This is a genomic window from Streptomyces sp. NPDC057424, from assembly GCF_042803315.1.
Lineage (GTDB): Bacteria > Actinomycetota > Actinomycetes > Streptomycetales > Streptomycetaceae > Streptomyces.
The window spans coordinates 20,378-32,704 of record NZ_JBHVCP010000026.1; the positions used below are offsets into that span (position 1 = coordinate 20,378).

Annotated in this window: 10 protein-coding genes; 9 read left to right on the forward strand and 1 reads right to left on the reverse strand. The window is 73.9% G+C overall.

Annotated elements, in window-relative coordinates; all coding sequences use genetic code 11:
• The first annotated feature begins 210 nt into the window (after positions 1 to 210).
• From ACFU3E_RS21225 to ACFU3E_RS21265, 9 genes are read left to right on the forward strand one after another with little or no spacing between them, the layout of a single operon-like run.
• Complete coding sequence (locus tag ACFU3E_RS21225) at positions 211 to 1,362, forward strand: glycosyltransferase family 4 protein (protein ID WP_384160276.1); 1,152 nt, start codon at positions 211 to 213, stop codon at positions 1,360 to 1,362.
• Complete coding sequence (locus tag ACFU3E_RS21230; protein ID WP_384160279.1) at positions 1,359 to 2,168, forward strand: class I SAM-dependent methyltransferase; 810 nt, start codon at positions 1,359 to 1,361, stop codon at positions 2,166 to 2,168. The genes ACFU3E_RS21225 and ACFU3E_RS21230 overlap by 4 nt, the downstream gene beginning before the upstream one ends.
• Positions 2,165 to 6,337, forward strand: coding sequence for an alpha-(1->3)-arabinofuranosyltransferase family protein (locus ACFU3E_RS21235; protein ID WP_384160282.1), 4,173 nt, complete (start codon positions 2,165 to 2,167; stop codon positions 6,335 to 6,337). The genes ACFU3E_RS21230 and ACFU3E_RS21235 overlap by 4 nt, the downstream gene beginning before the upstream one ends.
• Positions 6,334 to 7,581: a condensation protein gene (locus tag ACFU3E_RS21240; RefSeq protein WP_384160285.1), complete on the forward strand. Its 1,248-nt coding sequence runs from the start codon at positions 6,334 to 6,336 to the stop codon at positions 7,579 to 7,581. The genes ACFU3E_RS21235 and ACFU3E_RS21240 overlap by 4 nt, the downstream gene beginning before the upstream one ends.
• Positions 7,578 to 8,321 (forward strand): class I SAM-dependent methyltransferase, encoded by a 744-nt coding sequence (locus ACFU3E_RS21245; RefSeq protein ID WP_384160288.1) that lies wholly within the window; start codon positions 7,578 to 7,580, stop codon positions 8,319 to 8,321. The genes ACFU3E_RS21240 and ACFU3E_RS21245 overlap by 4 nt, the downstream gene beginning before the upstream one ends.
• 15 nt (positions 8,322 to 8,336) lie before the next feature.
• On the forward strand, positions 8,337 to 9,242 hold the full coding sequence (locus ACFU3E_RS21250; protein ID WP_384160452.1) for a hypothetical protein: 906 nt from the start codon (positions 8,337 to 8,339) through the stop codon (positions 9,240 to 9,242).
• Positions 9,239 to 9,460, forward strand: a complete 222-nt coding sequence (locus tag ACFU3E_RS21255) for a Trm112 family protein (protein WP_384160291.1) — start codon at positions 9,239 to 9,241, stop codon at positions 9,458 to 9,460. Before ACFU3E_RS21250 ends, ACFU3E_RS21255 begins: the two co-directional genes overlap by 4 nt.
• A complete protein-coding gene (locus ACFU3E_RS21260) occupies positions 9,457 to 10,284 on the forward strand; it encodes an FkbM family methyltransferase (RefSeq protein ID WP_384160294.1) in 828 nt (275 codons plus the stop codon). Before ACFU3E_RS21255 ends, ACFU3E_RS21260 begins: the two co-directional genes overlap by 4 nt.
• Entirely contained in the window at positions 10,250 to 10,858 is a 609-nt protein-coding gene (locus tag ACFU3E_RS21265; RefSeq protein WP_384160297.1) for a hypothetical protein, read from the forward strand. The genes ACFU3E_RS21260 and ACFU3E_RS21265 overlap by 35 nt, the downstream gene beginning before the upstream one ends.
• Here ACFU3E_RS21265 and ACFU3E_RS21270 read toward each other — a convergent pair.
• Positions 10,849 to 12,279 carry an MFS transporter gene (locus ACFU3E_RS21270; protein WP_384160300.1) on the reverse strand — a complete coding sequence of 477 codons (1,431 nt, stop codon included), beginning with the start codon at positions 12,277 to 12,279 and terminating at the stop codon, positions 10,849 to 10,851. The genes ACFU3E_RS21265 and ACFU3E_RS21270 overlap by 10 nt on opposite strands.
• Positions 12,280 to 12,327 lie beyond the last annotated feature (48 nt).

Below are 12,327 nucleotides of genomic sequence, written 5' to 3' on the forward strand. Positions count from 1 at the left end.
CAGCTCTAACAAAGCCGGAAATTGTCACGCCGGTGAGTAGCCGTGGCGAACGTCCGGGCGAAAACTGTCCAACCCCACCCCGAGCACATCCCGTCCACACTCCCCTCCCAGGAAGAGCTCAGGCCCCCCACAGGCCGCCCCCTCCGCGACGAACACACCCCACGTTTTCCCCACGCTGAGTTCCGCACCCCGAGACGAGTTGGAGCACCCATGCCCCAGCACGTGCCGTCCGCGCTGCGCGCCGCGTCCCCCCGCGTGCCGCAGCACCTTCCGGCGCTCCCCCCACCTCCGCGCCGGATCGTCTTCCTCGCCCATCGTGATCTGGACAACCCGTCCGCCGGCGGCTCCGAGCTGCTGGTCGACAAGCTCGCCGACGGCCTGACCCGCATGGGCCACCAGGTGACCCTGCTGTGCGGGGGGCCCGCGGCGTTCCGCGACTACCGTGTGGTGTCGGCCGGCGGCCCGTACGGGCACTACCTGCGCGCACGGTCGGCCTTCACCCGCCGGGTCGGCGACTGCGACCTGCTGGTCGAGGTGTGCAACGGCATGCCGTATCTGGCGCCGTTGTGGCATCAGGGTCCCACGCTGTGCCTGGTCAACCACGTCCACACCGATCTGTGGGCGATGCGCTTCGGCGGGCCCCTGGCGCCGGCGGCACGGATCGGCCGAAGACTCGAACACTGGGCGCTGACCGGGGCGCAGCAGCGGAACCTGCTCGTCGCCGTGTCCTCCTCGACCGCCCACGCCCTGCGGGCGATCGGGGTCGAGCGGGACCGGATCAGAGTCGTGCACAACGGCGTCGAGGAGCCGGGCCCCAGAATCGACCGCTCCTCCGAGCCGCTGTTCGTCGCCGTCGGGCGGCTGGTCGAGTACAAGCGGATCGATCTGCTGCTGCGGCTCTGGGAGCGGGTGCGGCCGGTGACCGGCGGCCGGCTGGTGATCGTCGGTGACGGACCCGAGCGGGCACGTCTTGAGCGGCTCGCCGGCCCCGGTGTGGAGTTCACCGGGTATGTGACGGAAGCCGAGAAGCACCGGCTGCTGTGCGCCGCCTGGCTGCTGCTGCACCCCTCCGCCGTGGAGGGGTGGGGTCTGGTCGTGACCGAGGCCGCGGCCCGGGAGACCCCGAGTGTGGCCTTCGACGTACCGGGGCTCAAGGACTCCGTGGTGGACGGTGAGACCGGGGTTCTGGCACGCGGTGAGTCCTCGTTCGCCGCGGCGTGGTGCGCGCTGGCCCTGTCCGGGCGGCAGCGGGAGCTGATGGGGAAGGCGGCCCGGGAGCGGGCGGCGCAGTTCCGGTGGGACCGGACGGTCCGGCAGTTCAGGGCTGTCGCCGCGGAGGCGGTGAAGGGCTGGGCCCCGTGACGCCACCCCTGCGCCCACGCGGCGGAGCCGCACAGGTCACAGCCCCGCGCCGCCGTGAGGGAACCTCCCGGCGCCAAGGCTGGAAGGATCCGTCGCTTCGGCGCTCGGTCGCCCTGTTCCGCGCCTTCCGCCACGAGCAGGACGACCCCGAGGCCTGCTACTCGCTGCTCGCCCGCGACGCCGTCGACCAGGTCGAGGCCTACGACGGGCCCGTCGCCGGGCGTACCGTCCTCGACGTCGGCGGGGGCAGCGGGTACTTCACCCGGGAGTTCCGGCGCCGCGGGGCGAACGCGTTCCTCTTCGAACCGGACATGGCCGAACTCGGCGGGAAACCGCCCGACTCGGCCGTCGTCGCCGACGGGTACCTGCTGCCCCTGCGCGACGGTGCCGCGGACGTCACCTTCTCCTCCAACGTGCTGGAGCACGTGGCCGATCCGGAGACGTTCCTCAGTGAGCTGACCCGGGTGACGCGGCCCGGCGGGCTGATCTACGTGTCGTTCACCAACTGGCTGTCGCCGTGGGGCGGGCACGAGTGGGCCCCGTGGCACTACTTCGGTGCCGAGCGGGCCCGGGCCCGCTACCTGCGGCGGACCGGCAGGCCCGCCAAGCACACCCTCGGCGAGAACCTGTTCGCGGTGCACATCGGCTCCACCCTCAGGCAGGTGCGCGCCCGGGACGACGTCACGGTCGTCTCGGCGCGCTCCCGCTACTGGCCGTTCCTCGCGGAGACCGTCGTCAAGGCGCCCGGCATCCGCGAGTTCGCCACCTGGAACCTCCTCCTCATCCTGCGGCGGTGCCCCACATGACAACCACGGTCCAGGCTCCTCCACCGGCAGCCGTGCCCACCACCGCGACCGCGGCGGGCCCTCCTGAGGGCCCGCGGTCGCGGCGCTGGCTGCTGGGTTTCTGGGCCGTGGTGTTCGTGCTGTTCCTCGCGGTGCAGCCGGGGCGGCAGACCTTCGACACCAAGCTCGGGGTCACGGTCGACCCGGGGCAGTTCCTCGCCGATCTCGGGCAGTTGTGGCACGACCGGGCCGGTTTCGGCGGGATCCAGGACCAGTACGTCGGCTATCTGTGGCCGATGCTGCCGTTCTACTGGCTGTGCGACCTCGTACGGCTGCCGGTGTGGCTGGCGGAGCGGCTGTGGCTGTCGCTGATCGTGTCCGTCGCCTTCTGGGGGGCGTTGCGGCTGGCGGAGCGGCTGCGGGTGGGCAGCGGGGCCTCCCGGCTGCTGGGCGCGGTGGCGTACGCGTTGTGGCCGGTGTTCACGACCGTCATCGGGTCGACGTCGGCCGCCGCGCTGCCCGGCGCGTTCCTGCCGTGGGTGCTGCTGCCGCTGACGAACGAGCGGTACGCCGCCCGGGTCGCTGCCCTGCGGTCGGCGCTGCTCGTGCCGTTCATGGGCGGGGTGAACGCGTCGGCGACCCTCGCCTCTCTGCTGCCGGTCGGGCTGTATCTGCTGTCCCGGCCGCCCGGGCCCCGGCAGCGCAAGCTGATCGCCTGGTGGGCGCCGGCCGTGATCGTGGTGACCGCCTGGTGGTGGGTGCCGCTGCTGCTGCTCGGGGTCTACGGCGAGAACTTCCTCCCCTATATAGAGACGTCGCGGACGACCACGGACACCATGGCGGCGACCGAGGCGCTGCGCGGCGCCGGGAACTGGGTCGCCTATCTGCACCTCGGCGAGGCGTGGCTGCCGGCCGGCTGGGCCGTGGCCTCCTCCGTCGTCGTGATCCTGTGCTCGGCGCTCGCGGCCGGGCTCGGGCTCGCCGGCCTCGCCCGGCGGGACATGCCCGAGCGGCGGTGGCTGGTGCTGACGGTGCTCGTGGCGGTGCTGGTGCTGCTCGCCGGGTACGGCGGGGCGTTCGGGGCGCCGTTCCACGGGGTGGTGCAGGGCTGGCTGGACGGGTGGCTGTCGCCGTTCCGGAACATCTACAAGTTCCAGACCGGTGTGGCGCTGGCGCTCGTGCTGGGTCTGGCGCATCTGGTGGGTGTGGCGGCCGAGCAGCGCGGGGCGCGGCGGGTGCGCGGCCGGCGCTTCGCCCCGCTGGTCGCGGCCGTGCTGATCCTGCCGGGGCTCATGTGGCCGTACCTCAACGGCTCGATCCTCAACCCGGGTTCGTTCCAGAAGCTCCCCACCTACTGGCAGGCCACGGCCGACTGGCTGGAGAAGTACTCGCCCGACTCGCGTGCCCTGGTCGTCCCGGCGACCGCGCACGGCGTCTACTCCTGGGGCTCCCCCATCGACCAGCCGCTCGACGTGCTCGCCGAGTCGCGGTGGGCGCAGCGCGACTACGTGCCGTTCGGCACGCCCGGCAACCGGCGGGCGATGGACGCCGTCGAGCAGGCGCTGCTGTCGGGCGCCGAAGTGCCGGGCCTGGCCGACTACCTGAGCCGGGCCGGGCTGTACTACGTCGTCGTACGCAACGACCTCGATCCCGACCAGATCGGCTACGTGCCCACCACGACCGTCAAGCGCACGCTGGAGCAGTCGGGGTACGAGCAGGTGACGGGGCTCGGGCCGGTGATGACCGGCGGCCGGATCGCGCGGGACGCGCCGCTCCAGGTCGAGGGGCTGTACCCGCGGCAGCGGGCCGTGGAGATCTACCGGCCGACGGGTGCGGACGTGATCCGGCCCGGGCAGGCGGGGCTCGCCCCGGTCGCCGACACGGCCGTGGTGTCCGGCGGGCCGGAGGCGCTGCTGCCGCTGGCGGAGCGGCTGCGCGGGCGGGCGACCGTCCTGACCGGCGACAACCATCCCGGGCTCGGCACCCCTGCCGTGCAGGTGGTGGGTGACGGGCTGCGGCGGGCGGACACCCGGTTCGGGCTGGTCAACGCCGGTACGTCGTACACGTACACGCGCGACGAGCGCAACGCGCCGGACGCCCTGCAGGACCCGGGCGAGAAGCCGCGCCAGATCCTGCCCGCCGAGGGCACCGAGCACCAGACGGTGGCCGAACTGCGCGGTGCCCGCTCGGTGTCGGCGTCCTCGTACGGCAACTGGCTGTTCCACCTGCCGCAGTACGACCCGGTGAACGCCTTCGACGGCAACCCGGACACCGCGTGGGCGGAGGGCGCGCCGGACACGCCGGACGGGCAGTGGCTGCGCATCGGCTTCACCGGCTCCTACGACATGCCGTCGTCCTTCAAGGTCACGCCGCTGCCGCAGGAGAGCGTGCGCGCGGCGGCGACGAAGGTGCGGGTGGAGACCGAGAAGGGTGCGAAGACCAGTTTCCTCCGGCCGAACGGCACGACCCAGCGGATCAAGGCGCCCGAGGGCGCGACGGGTTGGATGAAGCTGACGATCGTGGACTCGGTGGAGCGCCGGGCCGGTCTGACGGGCGCGGGCTTCTCCGAGATCGGCCTGCCGGACGTGCAGGTGACACGGCTGCTGCGGCTCCCGGCGGACGCCGAGGACGCCACGTCGGCCGCCACCGTCGTCTCCCTGCACCGCGCCTCCGACCCGACGGGGCTCTCCGCGACCGGCACCGAGGCGGGCCTGCACCGCCGCTTCGCGACCCCGGCCGCCGGGACGTACGAGGTGAGGGCGAGCGCGGTGCCCGTGCCGGGCGAGGAGCTGGACGAGCTGCTCTACGAGGTCGCGCCCGAGCAGCAGGCCCGGATCGTCGCCACCGCCGACTCCACGGCGCGCCTCGGCGCGGGCCTCGGGGCCCGCAACCTCACCGACGGTGACCTGACGACGGCGTGGATCGCGGGCGACCGGCCCACGCTCCACCTGCGCTGGGAGGGCAAGCAGCCGGTCGGCGAACTGGTCCTGGCCCCCGCGGGCGGCCTGTCCGCCCGGGCCTCCGAGGTGCACATCAGCTCCCCGGACGGCGCGGCCATCGCCGGAGTCGACGAGAACGGCTGGGTCCGATTCCCTCCGATCACCACGGACCGGCTCGACATCACGATCACCGAGACCGCCCCGCTGACCCTGCACAACCCGGTCGCCGACGAGGACCTGCGCCTCCCGGTGGGTCTGACGGAGGCCTACCTCCCGGCCCTCGACCAGTTCCGCACCCCGCAGCCGGACCCCACCCGGACGTTCTCCCTGCCCTGCGGCAAGGGTCCGGTGGTGGCGCTGGACGGCGAGCTGTACGAGACCAGCGCGAAGGGTACCGTGCGGGACCTGGTGGAACGCCGGGGCGTCGAGGTGACGCTCTGCCAGGACGGCCGGGGCGACGCCGAGGTGCGGCTCGCGTCAGGCGACCACCGGCTGGAGGGCGGAGACGCCGGCCCGCTCGCGCTGACGGACGTGACCCTGACGCGCGGCACGCTCCCCGAGGCCGCGGCGGCCGGACGTGACCTGCGGGTGCGGGACTGGCTGGGCGACCGGCGCGAGGTGACGGTCGGCTCGGGCGCGGCCTCGTACCTCACGACGTACGAGAACTTCAACGACGGCTGGCGGGCCACACTGAACGGCAAGGAGCTGGCCCCGGTGCGGCTGGACGGCTGGCAGCAGGGCTGGCGGGTCCCGGCCGGGGCGGGCGGCAGCGTCAAGCTGTCCTACGAGCCGGCCACCACGTACGACGCGGCCCTGATCGGCAGCGGCGTCGGCATCGCGGTCCTGCTGGGCCTGGCGCTGTGGCGCCGCCGCGCCCCCAACCCCGACGCACCCCAGCCGGCCCCGCCGCTGCCCGGCCTGTGGCTCGGTACGGTGGCGCTGACGCTGGTCGGGGTGGTGATCGCGGGCTGGTTCGCGCTGCTGGTCCCGGCGCTGGCGCTGCTCGCCGCGCGGCGGCACGCCCTGCTGGTGCCGATCGCCTTCGCCGCACTGGCCGGAGCGGGGATCGCCGCGGCGTTCGGGGCCGGGGAGCCGGTGGGCGCGGGCGGGGGCGCGTTCGGGCACCTGGCGCAACTGCTGGCGCTGATCGGCCTGTTCGCGGGGCTGGTGAGCCTGCGCGAGGGGCCGTCTGCGCAGGCGCCGACGCAGCAGCTGCCCAGGACGGACGGCGGGGAGGGCAAGCCCGCATGACGGCATCGGTACGCGTCCCGTTCCCGGTGGTGGACGAGGTCTCCCGGCACTGCCTCCAGGAGGAGGAACCGGAGACCGTCCACATCGAGGTCCACCTCCCCGGCCCCCTCGACCAGGCGCGTCTGCGCAAGGCGTTCCTGGAGGCACTGCACCGGCACCCGCGGATCCTGATGCGGGAGGCACGGGGGCCGTGGTATCGGCGGCGGTACGAGTGGGAGCTGACGCCGGAGCCCGATGTGGAGGTGGTGACCTTCGCCCCGCCGGGCCCACGGGCCCTGCAGGACGCCAGGACCCGGGCCCTCACGGACGCCCCGCCGTTGTCGATGTCCCCGCCGGTACGACTGGACGTGGTGGACTCGGTCCTCCTGCTCACCATCAACCACACCGCCCTCGACGGCCCGGCCTGCCTCCGCGTCCTGGCCACGGCCGCCGAGCTGTACGGAGGCCGGGACAACTCCCCGGCAGCACCCCCTAACCGCCCCGCCGAAGCCCGGCGGGAAGCCCCGGACACCCCGGCCGGCTGGTCACCTCCCGCGCGGGTGGCGCACGGCACACCCGAGCCCTCCCCCGGCAACGGCCTGCTCGTCACCGAGCTTCCCCTCCCGCACCGCCCCAAGGGCTCCCCGTACACCGTCAACGACCAGCTCATGGTCACCACGGCCCTGACCATCGCCCACTGGAACAGGGAACACGGTGCCCGCCCCCGCCCCCTGCGCATCACGATGCCCGTCGACGACCGTCCCCGCGACACCACGATGCCCATCGGCAACGGCACCCGGCTGGTGGAAGTCCCATACGCGCCGCGGGAACTGGACGTCTCCGACATGCCGGCCCTGCTGCGCCGCACCGCGGAGCGGACCCGCGCCCTGAAGTCCCTCCCCCGCCCCCAACTCGGCCACGGCGCCGCCCTCCTGACCTCCCCCTGGGCGCCCGTCACCGCCCGCGCCGCCCTCACCCGCACCCTGCGCCGGGCCGCCGCGCCCTGGACGTCGACGACCCTGCTCAGCAACATCGGCCGTATCCCCTACCCGCTGGACTTCGGCGAGGAGGCGGGCCGCGCGCACGCGGTCTGGTTCTCCGCCCCGGCCCGGATGCCGCGCGGCCTGACCGTGACCACCGCCTCCACGGCCGGCCGTCTCCATCTGGCCCTGCGCTGGTCGAAGTCCCTGCTCAGCCACGGCGACGGCGCCCATCTCCGCGACCTCTTCGAGCACTATCTGCACACCACGGAGGTGACGGCGTGAGGACACCGACCACCACCGAACCCCCACCCCGGGACCTGCGCGACTTCTACGAGAACCCCGCCGTGCCGGTCGCCTCCGGCACCCCGCGCAGCCTCCGCCAGGCCCGCATGCTGGCCCGGGTCCTCGGCCCGGCGGCCCGCACCCCCCGGACCGTTCTCGACATCGGCTGCGGGGACGGCACGGCCGCCGCCACCGCCGCCCCGCTCCTGCCCGGCCACCGCGTCATCGGCGTCGACTGGTCCCAGGACGCCCTGCGCCGCGCCCGCACCCGCATCCCGTACGCGGTGCGCGGCGAACTCACCGGCGGCGGACTGCCGTTCGCGTCCGGCTCGGCCGACGCCGTGCTGTTCAGCGAGGTCGTCGAGCACCTCGTCGACCCGGACGCGGCGCTGGACGAGATCCGCCGGATCCTGCGCCCCGGCGGGCATCTGATGCTGTCCACCCCGAACCTCGCCGCCTGGTACAACCGTGGCCTGCTGCTGGCCGGTGTGCAGCCCGTCTTCTCGGAGGTCAGCCTGCGCGGCATCCACGGCCGCCCGGGCAAGGAGGTCGTGGGGCATCTGCGGCTCTACACCGCCCGCGCGCTCAGGGAGTTCGTCGCCGCGTCCGGGTTCACCGTCGAACGGCTCGAAGGGGCTCCCTTCCACGGCGTACCGCGCCCGCTGCGCCCGCTGGACCGGCTGGCCTGCGCCCGGCCGCAGCTCGCGTCGATCCTGCTGCTGCACGCCCGGAGGACGTAGCCCATGTGGTGGGGAGTGGCCGCGGCCCTGCTCGCGAACACCCTGTACAGCCTGGGCTTCGTGCTGGAGAAGCGGGCGCTCACCGCCCTGCCCGAGGTGACGATCCGGCAGCCGGCCCGGCTGCTGCGCCTCGTCCTCGGCAGCCCGCTGTGGATCGGTGGGTCCCTCGCCCTGGCCGCCGGTTTCGCCGCGCAGCTCGTCGTCTACCGCACCCTGCCGATCGCCGCCGCCCAGGGCATCTTCGTCTCCGGCCTGGTGCTGCTGGTGCTGCTGTCGGCGCGGCTGCTCGGGGAGGAGACGTCCGGCCGGGAACGGTACGCGCTGGGCGCGATCCTGCTGGCGCTGCTGATGGTGGTGCTGTCGCTGCGGGAGGGCTCGGACACCGTCAGCCAGGACGCGCCCTACCAGCTGATCCTGCTGGTGTGCGTGCCGTCGCTGGCCGCCGGGGTGTGGCTGTACGGCTCGGCCGAGCGGCGCGCCCGCAACCGGCACCGGCGTCCCACGACCGGAGTCGAGTACGGCGTGGCCGTGGGCCTGCTGTACGGCGTCAGCTCGCTGGCCATCAAGGGCGTCTCCAGCCATCTGACGACCCACGGCATCGGCGGGGCGGTACTGGACCTGCTGAGCTCCCCCTATCCGTATCTGCTGCTGTTCACCGGTGTGTTCGGCCTGGTGATGTCGCAGGCGGCGCTGCAGCGCTGCCGGGCCTCCTTGATCGTGCCGGTGTGCACGACCGTGACGAGCCTGTTCACGGCGGTGCTCGGCACACTGTCGTTCGGCGAGGCGCTGCCGGAGGAGCCGCTGCGGCTCGCGCTGCGGGTGGCGGGCACGGCCCTGGCGGTGGCCGTGCTGCTGACCATGCCGAAGCACGACACCACTCCCCAACCCTCCCCACCCGCCGAGGAGCTGGCATCCCCATGAAGTCCGACGACCCGCTGTTGAAGATCCTGGCGTGCCCGCTCGACAAGGGCCCGCTGCATCTGCTGGCCGAGGAGGCCGGGCAGGAGGAGGCGCTGTACAACCCGCGCCTGCACCGCCGGTACCCGATCACCGACGGCATTCCGCAGCTGCTGCCGTCCTCGGGCGAGCAGGTGCCGGACGACGAGCACGAGGCACTCCTCAAGAGGATTGCACCGTGACCAGCCTGGCAGCCCGTGTCGCCCCTCTGCTGCCCACCCGCCTGGTCGCCGCGACGGCCCGGGCGCTCTACCCCCGGTTCGAACCGGAGCTGGCCCGGCTCGCCGAGCTGTGCCCGCCGGGCTGCGGTACGGCGGTGGACGTCGGCGGCTGGTACGGGCCCTGGACACACCGCCTGTCCGGCCTCGCCGAGCAGGTGGTGACGGTCGAGCCGGTGCCCCACCTGGCCCGGCTGCTGGCCGCCGCCACCCCGCCGAACGTCCGGGTGATCCGGGCGGCCGCCTCGGACCGGCCGGGCATCGCCCGCCTGTGGCTGCCGTCGGACGACTCGGGCGACCGGGGCGTGTCCTCACTGGTCCAGCGTGACATCCACGGCCGCGCGCTGGATGTCCCCTGCGTCACGCTGGACGAGCTGGGCCTGCGCGACGTCGGCTTCATCAAGATCGACGTGGACGGCAACGAGCCGGCGGTGCTGCGCGGCGCCACGGGCCTGCTGGCCCGGGACCGGCCGGCCCTGTTCGTGGAGCTGGAGTCCCGCATCCAGCCGATCGCGCCGGTGGTGACGTATCTGTCCCTGCTGGGCTACGACGGCTGGGTGCTGCCCGGCGACACCTGGGTGCCGCTCGCCGGGTTCCCCCTGGAGGACCACCAGGCGGACGCCTCCTATGTCGTCTCCCACGGCCTGCTCCGCCGCGTCCTGCCCGCCCCGCTCCGCAGGGGCCCGCGCTACGTCAACTCCGTCCTGTTCCTGCCCGACGGCCGCCGCCCCGGCAGGAACCCGGTGGGCGACGATGGGTCCCATGCCCTCCGGAAAGCACCCCGCTAACCCCTTCACCCCGCTCGACTTCCAGCTGGTGCTGCTGCGCCGCATGGCCGACCACAACCCCGAACTGGTGGAGGACGCCCGCCATGAGCTGGGCGTGTCGATCGCGGACATGAGGGAGGCCAACAAGCGCTGGCAGGCGATGGTCCGCTCCCCGCGTTCCCGCGCGCCCCTGTCGCGGTATCGCCAGGTGCTGGGCGACCCCGAGTCCCGCACTGGGCGCCGGATCGGCGATCTCGACTGCGAGGCCTGGCTGTGGCCCGTGCCGCTCTGGCCCTCCTTGCGCTTCGAGGTGCTGATCGCCCCGAACCGCGCGGTGTGGAACGAGTGGCTGGTCCGCGCCCCGGGCTCGAAGGGCCCCGCCCTGCGCACGCTGGACGACCTCACCCCCTGGTCCTGCACCGTCGACGAGGCGGCCCGCGCCTTCGCCCCGGCGCGCCCGCTGGAGGGCACGGCACCGACCAGGTGGGGGCTGGCGTTCACCGCGCCGGACGCGCAGGGGGTGCGGCGGCAGGCCGTCGCGGAGTTCACCTGGGGCCTGCTGCAGCGGGTGTCCGTCACCGGCCGTCAGGGCTGAGAACTCCCGTCCGGATCCGTGCCTCCTTGAGGGCTTCTGATGGGGTGTCCGGCCTTCGCGGGCACGCACCACCACGCGAGGACCGCCGCGGTCAGATAGGCGAGCGCGCCGATGCCCATGCTCGTCCGGATCCCGGTGCCGTAGGTCGCGGCCGAGGCCAGCAGGCTGCCGCCGAGCGCGACGCCGGTGGCGCTGCCGACCTGCCGGGTGGTGTTGAACAGGGCGGAGGCGGCCCCCGAGTACGCCGGGGGCGCGGCGCCCATCACCGTGGCGGTCGAGCCGGTGAGGGCGAAGGACGTGCCGAAGCCCGCGGCCATCATCGGGACCACCAGCAGCGCGTAGGCGGGCTCGGCGCCCGCCGCGGCCCAGCCGGCCAGCCCCAGAGCGGCCAGGAGCATGCCCGAGACGACCAGCGGGCGGTCGCCGGTGCGGCGGGTCAGCCGCCCGGACAGGACCGAGGCGAACATGGTCATCGCCACCGCCGGGAAGAGCGCGAGACCGGTGCCGAGGGCGCTGTAGCCGCGCTGGTGCTGGAACTCCAGGCTGGCGGTGAACACCATGCCGTAGAAGCCGAAGTTGAACAGCAGGCCGATGACGGCTCCGCCGCCCATCGCGCGTGAGCGCAGCAGGCCGAGCGGGAGGACCGGGGACCGGGCCAGTCGCTCGCGCAGTGCGAAGGCCGCGGCAGCCAGCACGGCCAGGCCCAGACCGGTGAGCACGGCCGGGTCGGACCAGCCGCGCCGCCCGGCCTCGTTGAGTGCCGCGGTCAGCAGGGCCACCGCCGCGACGACCGCGACCTGTGCCGGCCGGTCCAGGGCCCGGTCGGGGCGCCGGGGCGAGCGGGCCACGTGCCGCAGCGTCAGCACCAGGCAGGCCACGCCGACGGGCAGGTTGATGAGGAACACCCAGCGCCAGCCCACCGTGGAGACGAGCAGCCCGCCCAGCAGGGGCCCGGCGGAGGCCGCGATGCCCGCCATCGAGCCCCACAGCCCGAAGGCCCGCGACCGTACGTCCGGCTCCGGGTAGGCCTGCTGGAGCAGGGCCAGCGAACCGGGCACGATCAGCGCCGCGCCCAGCCCCTCCACCAGCCGGGCCACCACCAGGAAGGGTGTGCTGGGCGCGAGCGCGCAGGCCGCCGAGGACACGGTGAACACCGCCACGCCCCAGCAGAAGACCCGCCGGTTGCCCAGCCTGTCCCCCAGCGCCCCGCCGGTCAGCAGGAACCCGGCGAAGACCAGCGTGTACCCGTCGGTGATCCACTGGATCCCGGTGAGCGAGGCCGACAGCTCCCGCCCGATCACCGGCACGGCGACGTTGATGACCGTCACGTCCAGGATCACCATGAAGTACCCGGCGCACACCGCCAGCAGCGGTGCCCAGGACCGTCGCGCGGGCTCCGGGGCCGGCTCGGGAGGGGGCATGGCCCTACCAGTACACCAAAAGCCTCACCGGGGGACGTATGCCCCACG

What these genes read in the sequence shown, in the direction of transcription:
- ACFU3E_RS21255 (WP_384160291.1), top strand. Translation starts at nt 9,239, where the DNA reads ATGAAGTCCGACGACCCGCTGTTGAAGATCCTGGCGTGCCCGCTCGAC.
- ACFU3E_RS21235 (WP_384160282.1), top strand. Translation starts at nt 2,165, where the DNA reads ATGACAACCACGGTCCAGGCTCCTCCACCGGCAGCCGTGCCCACCACC.
- ACFU3E_RS21265 (WP_384160297.1), top strand. Translation starts at nt 10,250, where the DNA reads ATGGGTCCCATGCCCTCCGGAAAGCACCCCGCTAACCCCTTCACCCCG.
- ACFU3E_RS21240 (WP_384160285.1), top strand. Translation starts at nt 6,334, where the DNA reads ATGACGGCATCGGTACGCGTCCCGTTCCCGGTGGTGGACGAGGTCTCC.
- ACFU3E_RS21270 (WP_384160300.1), bottom strand. Translation starts at nt 12,279, where the DNA reads ATGCCCCCTCCCGAGCCGGCCCCGGAGCCCGCGCGACGGTCCTGGGCA.
- ACFU3E_RS21225 (WP_384160276.1), top strand. Translation starts at nt 211, where the DNA reads ATGCCCCAGCACGTGCCGTCCGCGCTGCGCGCCGCGTCCCCCCGCGTG.